Source organism: Streptomyces sindenensis, assembly GCF_014649035.1.
GTDB lineage: Bacteria > Actinomycetota > Actinomycetes > Streptomycetales > Streptomycetaceae > Streptomyces > Streptomyces sindenensis.
Window position 1 is genome coordinate 161,993 of record NZ_BMSG01000004.1, and the last position, 20,732, is coordinate 182,724.

Consider the following 20,732-nt stretch of genomic DNA (forward strand, 5'->3'; position numbering starts at 1 on the left):
CTAGGTCCCGGCGCGGCGACGGCCGGGGTGCGGCGCGCACACGTCACGGGACCGTAAGGACGTCGCGCGGACCGCCGGCGTCCGGATCCGTGGCGTGAAATCCGGCCGTACTCCGGCGGTGGCCGGTCCCGGCTGTGCCCGGGTGCCGCGGGGCCGGGGCGGCGACATGCCGCGCATGGCTCGGTAACACCGCTTATTTTGAGCCAGACTTGATAGATCATCAGCCTGATGTCGACCCATGTTCCCTATCGACAAGGCGGGTTACTGAGCTTAGGCTCGCCTAAGTTCATATGGGCGGCCTCGTCGGCGTGCCCACGTGCCCAACCCTTCCCCTCGCGCCTGACAGGCGGCTTTCCCGAATGATGGGAGTGACATGTCTCAGGGTCTTCCTGGCGACACACCACTGGTCCACGACCTCATCGGTATCGGCTTCGGCCCGTCCAATGTGGCCATGGCGATCGCGCTCAGCGAGCACAACAGCAAAGTCGGCAGGCAGGATTCGGTCACCGCCCACTTCTTCGAGCAGCAGTCGAGCTTCGGCTGGCACCGCGGCATGCTCATCGACGACGCCACCATGCAGGTCTCCTTCCTCAAGGATCTGGTGACGCTCCGGAACCCGGCCAGCGAATTCAGCTTCCTGTGCTATCTGCAGAGCCAGGGTCGGCTGATCGACTTCATCAACCACAAGAACCTCTTCCCGCTGCGGGTGGAGTTCCACGACTACTTCGAGTGGGCCGCGGCCAAGGTCGACGACCTGGTCTCCTACGGGCACGAGGTCGTCGCGGTCACGCCGTACCTCCACGACGGGACCGTGGAGTACCTGGACGTGACCGTCCGGTCCGCCGAAGGGCTCTCGGTCCACCGGGCCCGCAACCTCGTCATCGGGACCGGCCTGCGCCCCCTCATGCCGGAAGGGGTGGAACGCGGCGACCGGGTCTGGCACAACTCCGATCTGCTGCGCAAGGTCGAAGGGCTGGAAGGCGAGGCGCCCTCCCGGTTCGTCGTCGTCGGCGCCGGTCAGAGCGCCGCCGAGAACGTCGCCTACCTGCACCGCAGGTTCCCCGACGCCGAGGTCTGCGCGGTCTTCTCCCGCTACGGCTACAGCCCCGCCGACGACAGCAGCTTCGCCAACCGGATCTTCGACCCCGGCGCGGTCGACGACTTCTTCGCCGCCCCCGAGGAGGTCAAGGACCGGCTGATGGCCTACCACGGCAACACCAACTACTCCGTGGTGGACATCGACCTGATCGACGACCTCTACCGGCAGATGTACCGGGAGAAGGTCCTCGGCACCGAACGGCTGCGCTTCCTCAACGTCTCCCGGGTCACCGGGGTGGTCGAGAAGCCCGAGAGCGTCCGCGCCACCGTGAGATCCCTGGTGACCGACGAGGAGCTGGAACTCGACGCCGACGTCGTGGTGTTCGCCACCGGCTACAGCCCCGCCAACCCGCTCGGCCTCCTCGGCGAGGTCGGTGAGCACTGCCTGCGCGACGACGCCGGCCGCGTACGCGTGCGGCGCGACTACCGGATCTCGACCGGTCCCGCCCTGCGCTGCGGCATCTACCTCCAGGGCGGTACGGAGCACACGCACGGCATCACCACCTCGCTGCTCTCCAACACCGCGATACGGGTCGGCGAGATCCTGGACTCGCTGCTCGCCCGGCGGGGCGGAGCCGCCTGTGACGAGTCCCGGCCGACGGCCGAGGCAGCGGAGGGGGCGCGGAGCCAGGCGGCTCCCAGCAACCTCTGAAGCACCGCTGGTCCGACGCCCGGCCCGCCCGGTGGCCCTCGGGCGGACCGGGCGTGGCCGGTCCGATCAAAGGGATATCGTTCCTCGTCATGTTCACCACCGCAGTGGAGCGCCCCGTGCCGGAGGGGGCGACGGACACCCGCCGGCGCCGGGTCACGGGGCTGGTGGTCCTCACGGTGACCCTGCTGGTCGCGGCGACCGTGTCGCTGGCCGTCGGGGCGCGCGCGTTGAGTCCCGCCGAGGTCTGGCACGCCCTGTTCGCCGAGCCCGAGCCCGACCAGAAGCTCACCGAGATCCGGCTCATCGTCCAGACCGTCCGCGTGCCCCGGACGGTCCTCGCGATCGTGGCGGGCCTGGCCCTGGGGGTCGGTGGAGCGCTGATCCAGGGGTACACCCGCAACCCCATCGCCGACACCGGACTGCTGGGGGTGAACGCCGGGGCCTCCTTCGCCGTGGTGTCGGTCATCGCCGTGTTCGGGTTCACCGACCCGTTCCAGTACGTCTGGTTCGCGTTCGTCGGGGCGGGGCTCGCCGGTGTCGTCGTCTTCGGGCTGGCCAGCATCGGCAGGGGCGCGGGCAACCCGCTGACCCTCGCCCTGGCCGGCCAGGGCGTCACTGTGTTCCTCGCGGCGATGACCACGGCGGTGGCGCTCGCCGACAAGGAGTCGCTGAACGCGCTGCGGTTCTGGAACGCGGGTTCCGTCGCCGGGGTCCGGTTCGACGTCATCTGGCCGGTGACCGGGTTCATCGCCCTCGGGCTGGTCCTGGCGCTGATCACCCTGCCCGCCCTCAACCTGCTCAACCTGGGCGACGACGTGGCGCGGGCGCTGGGGGTGAACATCGCGGCGAGCCGGACCCTCGGCATCGTGGCCGTCACCCTGCTGGCCGGGGCCGCCACCGCCGCCTGCGGCCCCATCGCCTTCCTCGGGCTCATGGTGGCCCACGTGGCCCGCTATCTGACCGGCCCCGACTACCGCTGGCTGGTGCCGTACGCCGGTCTCCTCGGGGCCGGTGTCCTGCTGGTCTGCGACATCGTGGGCCGGGTGGTCGTACGGCCGGGCGAACTGGAGGCGGGCGTCGTGGTCGCCCTCCTCGGGGCCCCCTTCTTCGCGGTCCTGGTGTGGCGAGGGAAGTTCAAGAGCGCATGAGAAGAGTTCAGGAGCGCATGAACGGGACCGAAGCGGCCGGTGCGACCGCCGGCATCGGTGGGACCGAGGTGAAGGCGGCGATGCCGCCCGGAGTGCGGCTCGGCCGGATGTCGTTCGTCTGGCGGCCCTGGCTGGTGCTGGTCACCCTGGTCCTCGCGGCGGCGGCCTTCCTGGTCTTCTGCTTCTCCATCAGCGTCGGCGACTTCCCCATCGGCCTCTCCCGGGTGATCGCCACCGTCCTCGGCCGGGGCGAACAGGTCGACGAGTTCGTCGTGATGGACCTCCGCATGCCCCGGGCCCTGGCCGGCCTCGTCGTGGGCATCGCCCTGGGCGTCTCCGGGGCGATCACCCAGTCCGTGGCGCGCAACCCGCTCGCCAGCCCGGACATCCTCGGGATCACCGCCGGAGCCGGCGCCGTCGCCGTGTTCCTGGTGACGGCGACGGGCGGCACCGCCGCGGCGATCACCGGCTCGGTCGGGCTGCCCGCCGCCGCCCTGCTGGGCGGTCTCGGCACGGGGCTGCTGGTCTACTTCCTCGCCTGGCGGCGTGGCGTCGACGGCTTCCGGCTCATCCTCATCGGTATCTCGGTGACCGCCGTGATGCAGGCGATCACGACCTGGCTGCTGGTCTCGGCCGACATCCGGGACGTGGCGCGCGCCCAGGTATGGCTGGTCGGCTCGCTGGACAACCGGTCCTGGGACGAGGTCAAGGTCGCGTTCTGGGCCACGCTCGTCCTGCTGGCCGTCGTCACCTCCGTGGCCTTCCCGTTCAAACCGATGCACCTGGGCGACGACGTCGCCGCCGGGCTGGGCGTCCGGTTCGGCCGGGTGCGGGCCGTCCTGCTGCTCTGCGCGGTTCTGCTGGCCGCCGTGGGGGTCAGCGCCGCGGGGCCGGTCCCGTTCGTCGCGCTGGTGGCCCCGCAGGTGGCGATGCGTCTGGCCCGGTGGCCCACGCCGCCGTTGATCGCCTCCGGTCTCGTGGGCGCGCTGCTGCTGATCGGCTCCGATCTGATCGCCCGCGCGGCGCTGCCGATCGGTCTGCCGGTGGGCGTGGTCACCGCGGTGATCGGGGGCCCGTTCCTCGTCTACCTGTTGGTACGGGCGAACCTCCGGTAGATGGTAGAAGTAAGGCTGACCTCAACAAGGGGGGCTCGTGGCCGCTCAGTTCACCGCGCGGACCGATACCGGCGTCAAGGACGTCCCACGGCTGGCAGCCCGGGGCGTCACCGTCGGATACGGCGACCGGACGGTCATCGACCAGCTCGACGTGGCCATCCCGCCCGGGGTGATCACCACGATCATCGGCCCCAACGGCTGCGGCAAGTCCACCCTGTTGCGCACCCTGACCCGGCTGCTCAAGCCGTCCGGCGGCACCGTCGTCCTGGACGGCGAGGACATCGGCACGCTCCGGACCAAGGACGTGGCGAAGAAACTCGGACTGCTGCCGCAGGCACCGGTCGCCCCGGAAGGGCTCACCGTCGCCGACCTCGTCGCCCGGGGACGCCACCCGCACCAGAGCTGGCTGCGGCAGTGGTCCTCGGACGACGCCGACGTGGTGCGGCGCGCCCTGGCCATGACCGGGGTGGCGGACCTCGCCGACCGCACCGTCGACTCCCTGTCCGGCGGCCAGCGCCAGCGCGTATGGATATCGATGACCCTCGCCCAGGGCACCGATCTGCTGCTGCTGGACGAACCGACCACCTATCTGGACCTGGCCCACGCCATCGACGTACTCGACCTGGTCGACGATCTGCACGAGTCGGGCTGCACCGTCGTCATGGTGCTGCACGATCTCAACCTGGCCACGCGCTACAGCGACAACCTCGTCGTCATGCGCGCGGGAGCCGTCCTGGCCCAGGGGCACCCCCGGGACGTGATCACCGCGGAGCTGCTGCACGAGGCCTTCGGGCTGCGGGCCAAGGTGATCGACGACCCGGTGGGCGACCGGCCGCTGATCGTTCCGATCGGCCGCGCCCATGTGCGTACCGAACCCTGGTCCGGGGTGTGAACAACAGCTTCACCGACGGATCTTGACGGTATGACAAGTTCAACTCGTCCTGATCAGGTGAAAGTTGGTTGGTTAGGCTAGGCTGGCCTCACTTGATCGGGGTACAGTCTGGCTGCCTCATGACGGGGCGCAGTGGACAGCGCGAAAGCAAGGGATTTGACGATGCTTCTCCATCGAACGACGCCCCGCAAGCCGTGGCAGAGGCTGGCCGCGGCGGTGTCCGCTGCCACCCTCGGCGTCGGTCTCCTCGCGGGATGCGGCAACGACTCGACGGACGAGAAGAAGAGCGACGACGCCCCGGCGGCGGCCGAAGGCACGTTCCCGGTCACCGTGGAGCACGCCTTCGGGTCCACCGAGGTCAAGAAGGCCCCCCAGCGGGTCGTCACCGTCGGCTACACCGACGACCAGGCCGTCCTGGCGTTCGGCATCAAGCCGGTCGGCATGGTCGACCAGTACCCGAACCCGGCCGGTCAGACCCCCGACATCAACACCCAGTGGCCCTGGGTGAAGGACAAGTGGGGCGACGCCCGCCCCGAGGTCGTCATGAAGAACGGGGACGCCGGCCCCAACTTCGAGAAGATCGCCTCGCTGCGCCCCGACCTGATCATCGCGGTCTACTCCGAGGTCGACAAGGCGGCCTACGAGAAGCTCTCCAAGATCGCCCCGACCGTCGGCCGCACCAAGGGCGAGAAGGAACTCTTCAGCGCCCCCTGGCAGGACAACGCGGCGCACATCGCCAAGGCGCTCGGCAAGGAGCAGGAGGGCGCCGAACTGATCAAGGGCATCCAGACCCAGCTGGACGCCGCCAAGAAGGCCAACCCCGGCTTCGGCGGGCAGAAGGCCGTCGCCCTGTCCTGGTACAAGGACTCCATCTCGGCCTTCACCTCCACCGACGTACGCGGACGGCTCGTCACGGGCACCGGGTTCACCTACCAGACCGAGATCGACAAGATCGCCGACGGCGGCTTCTCCACCGAGCTCTCGCCCGAGCGCATCGACCTGATCGACGTCGACCGCATCTTCGTCGTCAACGACAAGGCCGACACGGAAGCGGTCAAGCAGTTCGAGCTGTTCGCCAACCTGCCGGCCGTCAAGAACGACAAGGTCTCCTACCTCCTGGACAGCGAAGGCCCCGCGGTCGGCGCCGCGATGTCCCAGGGCACCCTGCTCTCCCTGCCGTACGCGATCGACCAGCTCGTCGAGTCGGCCAAGTAGCGATGACGACCCGACGGCCCGTCCCCCGGCGAGAATCGGTCTCCGCGTGACTGTCACCGACACCCCCGTCGCCCCCACGACCCTGCGCACCGCGACGGGAGGAGAAGCCTTCCGCTGGGTGGCCCGGCACTGCCGGCGGGCCCCCTGGCTGACGACCTCCACCGTCCTCACCACGGTGGCCGGGGCGGCGCTCCAGGTGCTCCCCGTGCTGCTGCTCGGCCAGGTCGTCGACGGGGTCGTCGGGGGCGAGTCACGCTCGATACTCCTCACCGTCGGCATCCTGATGGGGGCCGCCGCCCTGTTCGGCGCGGCGGCCACCGCGGCCTCCACCTTCCTGATCGGCAAGCTCGGGGCCGAACTGCTCGCCCGGCTCCGCGAGGAAGCCGTACGCGCCGTGCTCGGCATGCCCAGCGCACGCGTCGAGGAGGTCGGCCGGGGGGATGTGCTCTCCCGCGTCGGCGACGACGTGGCCGTCATCTCCAAGGGCATCCGGACGGCCGTCCCCACCGTGTTCTCGGCGGGCGTCCTGGTCGTCATCGCCACGATCGGCATGTTCGGCCTCGACTGGCGGCTCGGCCTGGCCGGAGCCTGCGCCCTGCCCGCGTACGCGCTGGCACTGCGCTGGTACCTGCCCCGCTCCGCCCCCCTCTACCGCAAGCAGCGGGCGGCCCAGGCCGACCGCGCCCAGGCCCTGATCAGCGGACTCAACGGAATCGACACGGTGCGGGCCTACCGCCTGGAGGACGCCGTACGCGAGAAGGTCACGGACGAGTCCTGGCGGGTGCGCAACCTCGGCATCGAGGTGTTCCGCTTCTTCGGCCGTTTTGTCGGCCGCGAGAACCGGGCCGAGTTCATCGGCCTCGTGCTGATCCTGGTCGTCGGATACGCCCTGCTGGAGGCGGACGCCGCCACCCTCGGCGAGGTGTCGGCGGCCCCGCTCATGTTCCACCGTCTGTTCACCCCGCTGGGCGCCATCATGTTCACCTTCGACGAGGCGCAGAAGTCCGGCGCGAGCCTCACCCGCCTGGTCGGCGTCTTCTCGGAGCCCTCCGAGGAGCGCCTGGTCGGCGACGCCTCGGTCGCCACCGCCGCCGTCGCGCCCTATCCGGTCGCGGTCAGGGACCTGACGTTCACCTACCCCGGTGCCGAGGACCCCGTGCTGCGGGGCGTGTCCCTGTCCATCCCGGCCGGCGGCTCGCTCGCCCTCGTCGGGGCGACCGGCGCGGGCAAGTCGACCCTGGCCGCACTCATCGCCGGCATCGGCAGACCACAGGCCGGATCGGTGCGCATCGGGAGCCACGACCTCGCGGACCTGGACGAGGCCGGGGCCCGCGCCCTGGTGAGCATCCTGACCCAGGAGACCCACGTGTTCTCCGGCCCGCTCGCCGACGACCTGCGGCTGGCCGCGCCTCTCGCGAGCGACGACGACCTGATGGACGCCCTGCGCACGGTCGGCGCCGGGGAATGGGCCGCGTCCCTCCCCGACGGTCTCGACACCCCGGTCGGCGAGGGCGGCGAACGCCTGGACGTCACCAAGGTCGCCCAACTGGCCCTGGCCAGGCTGGTACTCGGCCGGTCGCCGGTGGTCGTGCTCGACGAGTCGACCGCCGAGGCGGGCAGCGAGGGCGCCGCCGAACTGGAACGCGCCGTGCTGGCCGCCTGCTCCGGCCGGACCACCCTGTTCGTGGCCCACCGGCTGACCCAGGCGATGGCCGCGGACCGGATCGCCGTGCTCGACGCCGGACGTGTGGTGGAGGAGGGAACCCACGGCGAACTGGTCGAACGGGGAGGACAGTACGCCCGGCTGTGGCGCGCCTGGCGCGAGGGAAGTTAGTGGCAGACCAGGCCACCGCCGTTCAACTCGCACGTCGTGAAAGGACGCTGAGACTCGATGTCGGAACCGGGCGCTTCTCGCATACGGCTTTCCCCCACTCAACTGGCCGCCGTACGCCGGCGGATCGGCGACCACAGCGAACGGGCCGTCGTCGAGGCGTGCGCCGTCGCCCTCGCGTACTGGGCGACCGGCAAGAGCCCGGACGGCATGGACCTCACCCCCGCCACCCCCTTCCCCGACCTCCTGGGCAGGCTCGACAACGGCACCGGCGGCACCCGGGGCCGGGAGACCGACACCCGGACCCTTGACATGACCGTGCCGCCCGGCGTCGACCGTGCCGAGGCCCGGCGGACCCTGGACGACCTGGCCGACTTCCCGGACCGGACCCTCGGCACCATCGGCCCGTCCGACCCGGTCCACCGGGCCGAGCAGCTGGCCCGGTGGAACGACACCCGGGCCGACCGGCCCCGCCCGACCGTCATGGAACAGTTCGCCGAGCAGGCCCGCCTGCGGCCGGACGCCGTCGCGATCGTCGACGAGCACCGCTCACTGACGTACCGCGAAACATCCCGGCTCTCCGCCCAGTTGGCCCACCACCTGATCGAGCGCGGCCTCGGCCCCGAACAGGTCGTCGGCATCTCGCTCGACCGCTCCGCCGAGATGGTCGTCGGCCTCCTCGCCGTGCTCCGGGCCGGGGGCGCCTTCGTCCCCCTCGACCCCCGATGGCCCGCCGCCCGCCGGTCCGTCGTCGCCGAGGACGCCCGGATCGTCCTCCAGCTCAACGCCACGGGCAAGGCCGACGCCGCAGAACCGGACGCAGTCGCCGTCGACCTCGGCGACTGGAAGTACGGCGACCGCCCGACGGACGCGCCCGACGTAACCGTCCCCGGCGACTCACTGGCCTACGTCATCTTCACGTCCGGTTCGACCGGGCGTCCCAAGGGCGCCATGATCCGGCACGAGGCGATCAGCGAGCGCCTGCTCTGGCAGTCCCGCGAGATCCTCCGTTTCGGCCACGACGACGCCTCGCTCTTCAAGGCCCCGCTCTCCTTCGACATCTCCGTCAACGAGATCCTCCTGCCGCTCACCACCGGCGGCCGGCTCGTCGTCCTGCGGCCCGGCGGCGAACGCGACCCGCACCACCTCCTCGGCGTCATCGCCGAACAGCGCGTCACCTTCACCTACCTGGTCTCCTCCATGCTGGACGTCCTCCTGGAGATCGTGGGCGACTCCGGCCGCCTCGACAGCCTCCGACACGTCTGGTGCGGCGGCGAGGTCCTCACCCCGGAGCTGTACGAACGCTTCCGCACCCGCCTCGACATCCCGCTCTACCACGGCTACGGCCCCGCCGAGACGACCATCGGCGTCTCCCACGTCATCTACCGGGGAGCCGCGACACGTCTGTCGACATCGATCGGCAAGGCCAACCCCAACACCCAGCTCTACGTCCTCGACGACGAACTGCGCCCCGTCCCGGTCGGCGTCGGCGGCGAACTGTACGTCGGAGGACTCCTGCTGGGGCGCGGTTACGTGGGCGCGCCCGGCCTCACCGCCTCCCGCTTCGTCGCCAACCCCTTCGCCGCCGACGGCTCCCGGCTCTACCGCACCGGCGACCTGGCCCGGTACGCCCCGGACGGATCGCTGGACTTCCTCGGCCGGGCCGACAACCAGATCAAGATCCGGGGCATGCGGCTGGAGCTGGAGGACGTCGAGGCGGGCCTCGCCGAGCACCCCGCCGTACGGCACACCTGTGTCGTCGCGAGGAAGAACACGGCGGGCGGCACCTACCTGGCCGGCTACGTCATCCCGGCGGGCGGACACGAGGACCTGAGCGCCGACGACGTCAGGGCGTGGGCCGGGGCGAACATGGTCGAGTACATGGTGCCGGCCCATGTCGTCGTCCTGCCGGAGTTCCCGCTCACCGCCAACGGCAAGGTCGACCGGAACGCGCTGCCCGAGCCCACCACGGACACCGGCGGCCTCCAAGCGCCCACCACCGAGAACGAACGGCTGGTGTGCGAGGCCGTCGCCGCAGTGCTGCGCCTGGACGCCGTCGGCACGGACCAGGACTTCTTCCAGCTCGGCGGCGACAGCATCCTGGCGATCTCCCTGCTCAGCGCCCTGCGCGAGGCGGACCTCCATGTCACCGCACGCCAGATCTTCGCCCACACCGTCGTCGGGGCACTGGCGGCGGTGGCGAGCCGGGAGTCCGTCGCCGCCGTGGACCACGGAGACGTCGCCACCGGCACCGTCGTCGGTTCCCCCATCGTGCAGTGGCTCGGCGAGACCACCGACGCCATCGACGGCTTCGTGCAGTCGGTCGTCCTCACGGCCCCGGCCGAGCTGACCCCCGACGCCCTCGACGGCATCCTCGCCGCCGTGCTCACCCGGCACGACATGCTCCGGGCCCGGCTGGTGCGCGGCGAGCGCTGGGGCTTCGACATCCCCGAGGCCGGTGCGACCGCCCGCTGCTGGGAGCAGAGCGACGCCCCGGTCGAGGAGTGCGTCGCCCTCGCGACCGCCGCGCTCGACCCGGACCACGGCATCATGCTGCGCGCCGTCTGGCGCCGCGCGGCACACCAACTCGTCCTGGTCGCCCACCACGTGGTCGTCGACGGTGTGTCCTGGCGCATCTTGATGGACGACCTGGCCACCGCCTGGCGACAGCACTCGGCGAACGAAGCCATCGAACTGCCTCCGGTGGGAACGTCGTTCAGGCGCTGGACCCAGCTCCTGGGCCGTACGCCCTTCGACGCGGACCGTACGTACCACGCCACCGCGATCCCCGCCGCCGACGCGCCGATCGGCAGGCGGGCCCTCACCGCGGACGACACCGTGGCCCGCGAACGGACCCGGAGCGTCGCGGTCGACCCCGTCACCACGGCGGCGCTGCTCGGGGAGATCCCCGCCAAGTTCCACGCGGGTGTCAACGACGTCCTGCTGACCGCCCTCGCCGTCGCCCTCGCCCGATGGCGACGCGACCGGGGCCAGGACCAAACCGTCGCCCACATCGAACTGGAAGGGCACGGCCGCGAGAGCCGGTTCGTCGCGCCCGCGGCCGGATTCGAACCCGAACTGTCGCGCACCGTCGGCTGGTTCACCACTCTCTTCCCGGTCACCGTGGACCCCGGAACGGCGAGCGACCTCACCGCGCCCGACTACCTCGTGGCCGCTCTCAAGGCGGTCAAGGAAGACCTCGCCCGCGTACCGGCAGGCGGCCTCTCCTACGGGGCCCTGCGCTACCTGACCGGCGACGGACCGGCCGGCGCCCCCGCACCCCAGGTGCTCTTCAACTACCTGGGCCGCTTCGACGCGGGCGGCCCGGGCGAATGGCAGCTCGCGGGGACCACCGGGCAGTTGGGCGAGAGGCGTGATCCCCGCATGCGGCTGCCGCGCGCCCTGGAGTTCAACGCGATCGCCGAACCCGACGCGAGCGGCGCGTATGAGCTGGTCACCACCATCTCCTGGCCGGAAGGCGTGTTCACCGAGGACGACATCACCACTCTCGGCGACCACTTCCGCTCGGCCCTCACCGCACTCGCCGCGATCGAGGACGGTGGCCACACGCCCAGCGACTTCCCGCTCGTGTCGCTGACGCAGGCCGACGTGGACGCGCTGGACGGCCCGGCGCTGCGCGACATCCTGCCGCTGACCCCGCTTCAGGAGGGCCTCTACTTCCACTCCGTCTTCGACGACGACGCCACGGGCAGCTATGTCGAGCAGCAGGTGATGACGCTGGACGGCGACGTGGACGCCGACCGGCTGGCGGCGGCGGCCACCCGGCTGCTCACCCTCTACCCCAACCTGGCCGCCCGCTTCACGGCCCTCGCGGACGGCCGGGTCGTCTCCGTCGTCGAGAACGGCAGGAGTGCGCCCTTCACCACCCTGGACGGCCCCGGCCGCACCGACGAGGAGATCCGCGAACTCGCCGAGCGGGACCGCCGGGCCGGGTTCGACCTCGCCACCGGGCCCCTGATGCGCTACACGCTGATCCCCGCCGCCACGGGCCGCCGGGTCCTCGTCCAGACCGTGCACCACATCATCGCGGACGGCTGGTCGGTGCCGCCGATGCTGCGCACCCTGCTGGCCGAGTACCACGCACCGGGTTCGGTGTACGCGCTCGGCGGCTACCGCGACTACGTGGAGTGGCTCGCCGCGCGCGACCAGGACGAGAGCGACCGGGTGTGGCGCGAGGAGCTCGCCGGACTGCCCGGCCCCTCCCTGGTCGCCGAGGGCCACATCCCCTCCGGGCGGTTCGCCGACGTCACGGCGGAGCCCGCCGAGGACGTCGACGTGGCCGCCCGCACCGCCGGGGTCTCCCTGAGCGTGGCCGTGCACAGCGCGTGGGCGGCGACCCTGGGCGGGCTGCTGCACAGCAGGGACGTCGTCTTCGGCTCCACCGTCTCCGGACGCGACGCCGACGTCCCCGGCATCCGCGACATGGTGGGTCTCTTCATCAACACCATCCCCGTGCGCGCCCGTTGGACCGCAACCGACACGGCGTACGACCTGCTGGACGCCGTGAAGCGGCACCAGGGAGCGGTCCTGCCGCACCAGCACGTCTCACTGGCCCGGACCGGCCGGCAGAGCGGCACGGGCACCCTCTTCGACACCCTCGTCGTCTTCGACGTCGCCACCGATGTGGCCGCCCTGCGCGGACCCGACGACACCCTCGTCATCACCGGCATCGTCAACGAGGGCGCACCGCACTACCCGTTGACGCTCGTCGTCGAGCGCGCACAGGACGGCCGGCCGCGCTTCAACCTGATCTACGACGGCGAACTCCTGCGCGCTGCGAGCGCCGAGGCGATCCTCGCCACGTTCACCCGGACCCTCACCGAACTGCTCGACCGCCCGGACGCACCGGTCGACGCGTTGCTCCCCGCGCCGGACGGGGCTCCGGTGCGGGAGGCCCCGGCCACCCTGGGCGAGTTGTTCGACGCCGCCGCGCGTCGCGACCCGGCGGCCACCGCCGTCACCCAGTGCGCACTGGACGGCACCACCCGCTCCCTCTCCTACGGCGAACTGGCCTCGGAGAAAGAGGCGTTGGCATCCGCCCTGCGCGCGGCCGGGGTCCGCCCCGGACTACGGGTCGCCGTCGCCGTCCCCCGCTCCCTGGAACAGGTCGTCGCCCTGGTCGCCGTCGTCACCGCCGGAGGCGCGTACGTACCGCTGGACCTGGCCTATCCGGACGAGCGGCTGGAGTACATCCTCGCCGACGCCGCCCCGCAGGTCGTCCTCGTGGACCGGGAACAGCGGGGCCGGTTCACCCGGCTGCTGGAGAAGGCCGCAGTGGCGGCCCGCGTGCTCGTCCAGGGCGAGGACCTTCCGCGGGCCGCCGGACCCGCCGCGCCCGACGTCCGCCCGGGGGACCCGGTGTACGTCATCTACACCTCGGGTTCGACCGGACGGCCCAAGGGCGTCGTCGTCCCGCACTCCGCGGTGGCGACCCTTCTCGCCAACACCCGGCCGGACATGGACTTCGGGCCCGACGACGTCTGGGTCCAGTTCCACTCCTTCTCTTTCGACTTCGCCGTCTGGGAGCTGTGGGGCGCCCTGGTCCACGGAGGCGAACTGCTCGTCCCCGAGTACGCCTTGACCCGCTCACCGGTCGACTTCCACCGGCTCGTCCGCGAACGCCGCGTGACCGTGCTCAACCAGACCCCGTCCGCCTTCCACCAGTTCATCGAGGCCGACCTGCACGCCGGCGAACCGGTCACGGCGCTGCGCCGCATCGTCTTCGGCGGCGAGGCACTCGACCTCGGGCGGCTGCGCGGCTGGGTCGAGCGGCACGGCACCCGTGCGCCCGAGCTGGTCAACATGTACGGCATCACCGAGACCACCGTCCATGTGACCCACCGGGTGCTGACGGACGAGGACTTCGGCCGCGACGGCGACACCAGCCCCATCGGCGGGCCGATCCCGGGCCTGACCGTCCATCTGCTCGACGACCGGCTGCGGCCGGTGCCGCCGGGCCGGGTGGGCGCGATCTACGTCGCGGGCGACCAGGTGTCCCTCGGCTATCTGGGCCGTCCCGAGCTCACCGCAGCGCGCTTCGTGGCGAACCCGTTCGCCGCCGACGGCTCCCGGATGTACCACACGGGCGACCTCGCCCGCCGGACGCTCGACGGCGAGCTGGAGTTCGCGGGCCGCGCCGACGACCAGGTGCAGGTGAAGGGCTTCCGTATCGAACTGGGCGAAGTCGAGCGCGTGGCACGGGAGGTGGCCGGTGTCGTCGACGTGGCCGTCACCGTGGCGGAGCGCGGCGACCACCTCGTCGCCCATGTCGTCGGGAAGCCGCCCGCCGACCTCTCCGCCCTGCTCGCCGCCAAGCTCCCCGCGCACATGGTGCCGGGCCGGATCCTGACGATCGACGCACTGCCGCTGACCGTCAACGGCAAGCTGGACCGCAAGGCGCTGACCGAGCGGGCGGCACAGCAGGACGACACCCCGCACGCGACCTCGCGGCGCCCGGACGACTCCGCACGCACCGGTGACTCCGCGGTTGCTGCACTGACCGGCATCTTCGCCGAGACCCTGCCCGGCGCCACCGTCGACGCCGACACCGACTTCTTCGGCGCGGGAGGCGACAGCATCGTCGCCATCGCCGTGATCAACCGCGCCCGGGCACTCGGCCTGCCGATCGCACCCCGGGACGTGTTCCTGTTCAAGACGCCGCGCGCCCTCGCGGGCCACCTCGCGACGCGCGCCCCGGCCCCCGAGCCGTCGACACCCTCCCACCGCGAGGACGGCCCCCTGCCCCTCACTCCGATCATCCTGCGCCAGCGCGAACTCGGCGGCTCGCTCACCCGGTTCGCGCAAGCCAGGGCTGTCACCGTCCCCGCCGCCACCGGCCCCGCGGACATCCGGCGCGCCGCCGACGCCGTGGTGGCCGTACACCCGGCCCTGAGGCTGCGCCTCCACATCGAGCACGGCGTCTGGTCCCTGCGCACCGAACCCGCCCGCGCGGCCTCCGTCGTCACCGAGCACACCGCCGACGCGACCGCCGCCGCCAACGAGGCGGCCGGGCGGCTCGACCCCTCCACCGGGGACGTCATCGCGTTCTCCTGGCTCCCGGCAAGCCGCACCCTGGTCGTCACCGTCCACCACATCGCCGTGGACGCGGTGTCCTGGCTCGTCCTCCTCGACGACCTGACCACCGCCCTGAGCGACCGCCCCGCCCTGCCGCCGACCACCTCCTACGCCGCGTACGCCGAGGCGCTGGCCCTGCGGTCCGCCGAGGAGACCGACGGCCTCGGCCACTGGCTCACCACCCTGGGGGCCCCGGCACTCGTGCCCACGGTCCGAGGCGCCCGCGAGACCACCGTCGTCCTGCCGCCCGGCCTGAGCTACCGGGTGACCCGCGACGCGCCCGGCGCGCTCGGCCTCGGCCTCACCGAGCTGCTCTGCGGTGCCCTGCGCACCGCGCTGACCCGGATCCAGACCGAGCCCACCGACCTCGCCCTGGACCTGGAGCGGCACGGCCGCGTTCCGGCCCGGGACGACCACGACTACTCCCGCACCGTCGGCTGGTTCACCTCCATCGCCCCCGTACGCCTGAGCGCCCACACCGACCCCGTCGCCGCGGCCCGCGAACTCGACGAACGCCAGCCGGACGAGGACGGGCACATGGCCTATGGCCGGCTCCGCTACCTCAACCCGCAGACGGCCCCGCTGCTGACCGCCCGGCCGCAGGTGCTGTTCAACTACCTGGGCCGGGGCGGCGAATCCGAGGCCCTGCGCATCACCGGCGCCGACCGGGGCGACAGCCCCTACGCGGTCGAGGTCAACGCCTGGACCGACGAGACCACCGGCTCCCTCCACGCCGCCTTCACCCTCGCCGACGCCGTCCCCGACGCGATCACCGACCACTGGCTGACGGCTCTGGAACGGATCGCGGAGGCGTCCGCGACGGCCGAGCGCACCGCGCCCGTCACCCCGCTCCAGCGCGGCCTGTACTTCCAGGCCCAGCTGGCGGGCGCGGACCCGGGTACAGGCGCGGAGACGGCGGGCACCGGAGCGGGGGGCACGGCCGGGCACTATGTCGCCCAGAGCTGGTTCGCCTTCGACCGCCGCCTGGACCCCGACGCGCTGGCCGAGGCGATGGCGTACGTCATCGGCCGCCACCCCGTCGTCGGAGCGGGCTTCACCACCGACCCGGACGGAAACCCGGTCCAGGTCCTGAAGGCGGGCCGCCGCGTCCCCGTCCGCACACTGGACCTGGCCAACGACGCCGAGGTGGCGGCGCTGCGCACCCGGGACCGCGAACAGGGCTTCGACCCGGCGGAGCCGCCGCTCGTCCGGATGACCGTGGTCCGGCTGCCCGGCGGCCACGACGGCCTGCTGCTCAGCTACCACCTGCTGCTCTGGGACGGCTGGTCCCGCGAGATCCTGCTGCGCGACCTGTTCGAGGCGTACGAGGCCGTCGTCGCCGGCGAACCGTGGGACGCGACGCCCGCCGTACCCGGCTTCGAGGAGTACGCCCGGGAGCTGGCCGCCAAGGACCCGGCCGTGGCGGAGCGCTTCTGGGCGGAGCACCTGGCAGGTCTGCCGGGGCCGACGCTCCTCGCCGGACCGGCCCCGGACCTGGCCGACGCGCTGCCGCAACCGCTCGTGCACACCCTCTCCGCCGCGTTGTCCACATCGTTGCGCGAGGCGGCCCGCGCCCGGGGCGTCACGCTCAACTCGGTGCTGACCGGGGCCTTCGGCCTTCTCCTCGGAGCCCGTACCGGCCGCAGCGACGCCGTGTTCGGCGTCACCGTCTCGGGACGCGAGGGCGAAGGGCACGGCGACATCGTCGGCGTACTCCTCAACACCGTCCCCCTCTGGACGCGGGCCAGGCCCGAGGACTCGGTCGACGCCTACCTGTCCTCCGTCCAGGCGGCGCGCGTCGCGGCGATGGACCACGAGCACCTCGGCCTCGGCGAGATCCAGCGGGCCGCCGGGCACGACACCCTGTTCGACAACCTGTTCGTGCTCCAGAACTTCCTGGACCTGGACGCGTTCGCCGAGATGAACGCCCGCCACGGCATCACCGAGGTCCAGGCCGACGACTCCACCCACTACCCCTACACCTGGGTCGTGACGCCCGGCGACCGGCTCACGGTCAAGCTGGAGCACCGCCACGGCGACGCCCACGACGCCCGCCGCCTCCTCGACGACTACCTGCGCGTCCTGGAGGACCTGGCCGGGGCCACCGACGGCCCGGTGGGCGCGCTGCCCGGACTCGGCCCGGACCCCGTACCCGCCGCGCGCACCGAGGTCGGCACCGACACCGTCGTCGACCGCTTCGACCTGGCGGCCGACCGCGCCCCGGACCGGACCGCCCTCGTCTCCGGCGGCGCGACCCTGACCTTCGCCGAACTCCAGGAGCGCAGCCGTGCCGTGGCGGGCGTCCTGGCCGCGCGGGGCATCGGGCCCGAGACGACGGTCGGCCTGGCGATCCCGCGCTCCCTCGACTGGATCGCCGCCCTGTTCGCGGTGTTGCGGGTCGGGGCCGCGTACGTACCGCTGGAGCTGGACCACCCCGACGAGCGGATCGCCGCGATCGTCGAGGACGCCCGGCCCGAGGTGATCCTCACCGTGAGCGCGGTGTCACCCCGGCTCTCCGGCGAACTCATCGAACTGGACCGCCCGTTGCCGGAGGCCGAGCCGTACACGACGTTCGCGCCGGACGACCCGGACCGGCTGCGCCACCCCGCGTACACCATCTACACCTCAGGATCGACCGGGAAGCCCAAGGGCGTGGTGACCGAATACGCGGGTCTGACGAACATGCTGATCAACCATCAGCGCCGCATCTTCGAGCCGGTCCTCGCCGAGCACGGCCACCGCACCTTCCGCATCGCGCACACCGTGTCGTTCGCCTTCGACATGTCGTGGGAGGAGCTGCTGTGGCTCGCCGACGGCCACGAAGTCCACATCTGCGACGAGGAGTTGCGCCGCGACGCACCTCGTCTCGTCGACTACTGCCTGCGGCACGGGATCGACGTCGTCAACGTGACGCCCACCTACGCCCAGCAGTTGGTGGCCGAAGGGCTGCTGGAGGACCCCGAACGGCGCCCCGCACTCGTTCTGCTGGGCGGCGAGGCCGTCACCCCGACGCTGTGGCAGCGCCTCGCCGAGACCGAGGGCACCGTCGGCTACAACCTCTACGGGCCCACCGAGTACACCATCAACACCCTCGGCGTCGGCACCTTCGAGTGCCAGGACCCGGTCGTCGGCGTCGCCATCGACAACACCGAGGTGTACGTCCTGGACCCCTGGCTGCGACCGCTGCCCGACGGCGTCCCCGGCGAGCTGTACGTGTCCGGCATCGGCATCGCCCGCGGCTACCTGGGCCGCAGCGCCCAGACCGCGCACCGCTTCGTCGCCTGCCCGTTCGGCGCACCCGGGGAGCGCATGTACCGCACCGGGGACCTGGTGATCCGCCGGCCCGACGGGAACATCGCCTACCTCGGCCGCACCGACCAGCAGGTCAAGATCCGCGGCCACCGGGTCGAACTCGGCGAGGTCGAAGCGGTGTTCGCCGCACACCCGGCGGTGCGCTTCGTCGCCGCCGTCGCCCAGCCCGACCCGGGGGTCGACGGCGCGTACCGGCTGGCCGCCTATCTCGTCCTCACCGGCACCGCCGACCTCGCACAGGTCGCGCACGAGGTGGGCGCCGGGCTGCCGGACTTCCTGCGCCCGACGCACTACGCCCGGGTCGACGCCATCCCGCTCACCGTGAACGGGAAGGCCGACACCAAGGCGCTGCCGGAGGCAAGGCCGCTGGGGGCCCTGACCACGGCGGGGGAGCGCGGCCCGGAGACCGGGACGGAGCGTGTCGTCTGCGAGTTCTACGCCGAGGCACTCGACCTCGACGACGACGAGGTCAGCGCGGTCAGCGACTTCGTGGCCCTCGGCGGGCACTCCATGCTGGCGGTGCGGCTGATCGGACTGCTCCGCCGCGAGTACGGTCCTGTCATCACCGTCCGCGATCTGTTCACCCTGCGCACCCCCGAAGCGATCGCCCACCACCTCGACGAGAACTCCTGACCCTGATGAAGACTCCTGAGACCGCGCGGCCCCGCCCGGGGGCCGCGATCCTGCGGACGGCACTGCGCCGCAACGTCGGCGCCATGATCGCGGGCACCGTCCTGATGGGCCTGTACCAGGCGGCGGAGACCGCGTTCCCCATCGCGCTCGGCCTCATCGTCGAGCACACGATGCAGGACCGCAGCCTCGGCTCCCTCGGCGTCTCGATCGGCTCGCTGGCCGTGATCATCACGACGGTGTCCCTGTCGTGGCGGTTCGGCATGCGCGTGCTGCAGAAGGCCAACACGACCGAGGCGCACCGCTGGCGGGTACGGGTGGCCGCCTGCGGACTCCAGCCGGTCGCCAGGGACGTGGACCTCAAGTCCGGCGAGATCCTGACCATCGCCACCGAGGACGCCGACCAGACCGCCGACATCATCGAGGTGGTGCCGCTGCTGATCAGTTCCCTGGTCGCCATCGTGGTCGCGGCTGTCGCGCTGAGCCTCGCCGACCTCCGTCTCGGCCTGCTGGTGATGGCGGGGACCGCCGCGATCCTGTCGGTCCTCGCCGTGATGTCCAAGCGGATCGGGGCCAGTACGCAGGAACAGCAGGCCCGGGTGGCCCGGGCGGGCGCCAAGGTCGCCGACTTGATCATCGGGCTGCGCCCACTGCACGGCTTCGGCGGCAACCACGCCGCCTTCGGGGCCTACCGCAAGGTCAGCACGGACGCGAAACGCCAGGCGATCACCGTCGCCCGGGTGAACGGCACCTACGCCGGCACCGCGCTGGCGCTCAACGCGGCCCTCGCCACGGCCGTCTCGCTGACCGCCGGCTGGCTCGCGTTCGAGGGCCGGATCACCATCGGCGAACTCGTCATGGCCGTGGGGCTCGCGCAGTTCATCATGGAACCGCTGAAGATGTTCTCGGAGATGCCCAAGTACGTGATGATGGCCCGCGCCTCGGCCGAGCGCATGGCCCTCGTCCTGAACGCGCCCCCGGTGACGACGCCGGGGCCCGAACGCCCCGAGCCGGGCGGGGCCCTGGAGGTCGACGGCGTGCACCACGGCACGCTCCAAGGGGTCAAGTTCACCGTCGCGGCGGGGGAGTTCGTGGCGATCGCCGCCTACCAGCCGCGTGCGGCGGCCGAGCTCGCCGCCGTCCTCGCGGTGAACGTCGCCCCGCAGGCGTACGGGGGAGTGGTCCGGGTCGGCGGCCGGGAGATCGGCGGCCTTTCGGTCGAGGCGGTCCGCGAACACCTGCTGGTGAACCCGTACGACGGGGAGATCTTCGCCGGCACCCTCCGGACGAACATCGACCCGTCGGGCAGCGGGCGGGAGATCGCGGAGGCCGTCGAGGCGTCCATGCTCACCGACGTCGTCGCCCTCCACCGCGAGGGGCTCGACCACGTGGTACGCGACCGGGGGGCGAACCTCTCGGGCGGTCAGCGCCAACGGCTCTCCCTGGCACGCGCGTTGGCCGCCGACACCGAGATCCTCGTCCTGCACGACCCCACGACGGCCGTGGACGCGGTCACCGAACAGCTCATCGCGCGCAATGTCGCCAAGCTGCGCCGGGGCCGCACCACGCTCGTGCTGACCAGCAGTCCGGCGCTCCTGGACGCGGCGGACCGGGTGCTCGTCCTGGACGGGGGCGTCATCACCGCTGAGGACACCCACCGCAACCTTCTCGCCGGGGACGAGGCGTACTGCCTGGCGGTGGCCCGGTGAGCCATGGGCGGGGGCGGGGCCATCGGTAGGGCTGA

8 protein-coding genes are annotated in these 20,732 nt (G+C 72.0%); all 8 read left to right on the top strand.

All coding sequences use genetic code 11. The features are described from left to right. The first annotated feature begins 373 nt into the window (after positions 1-373). On the top strand, positions 374-1,750 hold the full coding sequence (locus IE145_RS07560; protein WP_189520091.1) for a lysine N(6)-hydroxylase/L-ornithine N(5)-oxygenase family protein: 1,377 nt from the start codon (positions 374-376) through the stop codon (positions 1,748-1,750). Between the two features lie 89 nt (positions 1,751-1,839). Further along, positions 1,840-2,898, top strand: coding sequence for a FecCD family ABC transporter permease (locus tag IE145_RS07565; protein ID WP_189520093.1), 1,059 nt, complete (start codon positions 1,840-1,842; stop codon positions 2,896-2,898). A gap of 17 nt (positions 2,899-2,915) precedes the next feature. Beyond that, complete coding sequence (locus tag IE145_RS07570; protein ID WP_229825402.1) at positions 2,916-4,013, top strand: FecCD family ABC transporter permease; 1,098 nt, start codon at positions 2,916-2,918, stop codon at positions 4,011-4,013. Positions 4,014-4,050: 37 nt separating this feature from the next. Further along, positions 4,051-4,905 (top strand): ABC transporter ATP-binding protein, encoded by an 855-nt coding sequence (locus IE145_RS07575; RefSeq protein ID WP_189520097.1) that lies wholly within the window; start codon positions 4,051-4,053, stop codon positions 4,903-4,905. A gap of 162 nt (positions 4,906-5,067) precedes the next feature. Then, a complete protein-coding gene (locus IE145_RS07580) occupies positions 5,068-6,120 on the top strand; it encodes an iron-siderophore ABC transporter substrate-binding protein (RefSeq protein WP_189520099.1) in 1,053 nt (350 codons plus the stop codon). Between the two features lie 46 nt (positions 6,121-6,166). Next, entirely contained in the window at positions 6,167-7,954 is a 1,788-nt protein-coding gene (locus tag IE145_RS07585; protein WP_189520100.1) for an ABC transporter ATP-binding protein, read from the top strand. 57 nt (positions 7,955-8,011) lie between these two features. Further along, a complete protein-coding gene (locus IE145_RS07590; protein ID WP_189520103.1) occupies positions 8,012-18,991 on the top strand; it encodes a non-ribosomal peptide synthetase in 10,980 nt (3,659 codons plus the stop codon). A 5-nt stretch (positions 18,992-18,996) separates the two neighbouring features. Next, complete coding sequence (locus IE145_RS07595) at positions 18,997-20,697, top strand: ABC transporter ATP-binding protein (protein WP_189520105.1); 1,701 nt, start codon at positions 18,997-18,999, stop codon at positions 20,695-20,697. The last annotated feature ends 35 nt before the right edge of the window (positions 20,698-20,732 follow it).

Excerpts from the sequence above, each read along its gene's own strand:
- IE145_RS07560 (WP_189520091.1), top strand. The coding sequence starts at position 374 with ATGTCTCAGGGTCTTCCTGGCGACACACCACTGGTCCACGACCTCATC.
- IE145_RS07580 (WP_189520099.1), top strand. The coding sequence starts at position 5,068 with ATGCTTCTCCATCGAACGACGCCCCGCAAGCCGTGGCAGAGGCTGGCC.
- IE145_RS07565 (WP_189520093.1), top strand. The coding sequence starts at position 1,840 with ATGTTCACCACCGCAGTGGAGCGCCCCGTGCCGGAGGGGGCGACGGAC.
- IE145_RS07595 (WP_189520105.1), top strand. The coding sequence starts at position 18,997 with ATGAAGACTCCTGAGACCGCGCGGCCCCGCCCGGGGGCCGCGATCCTG.
- IE145_RS07590 (WP_189520103.1), top strand. The coding sequence starts at position 8,012 with ATGTCGGAACCGGGCGCTTCTCGCATACGGCTTTCCCCCACTCAACTG.
- IE145_RS07570 (WP_229825402.1), top strand. The coding sequence starts at position 2,916 with ATGAACGGGACCGAAGCGGCCGGTGCGACCGCCGGCATCGGTGGGACC.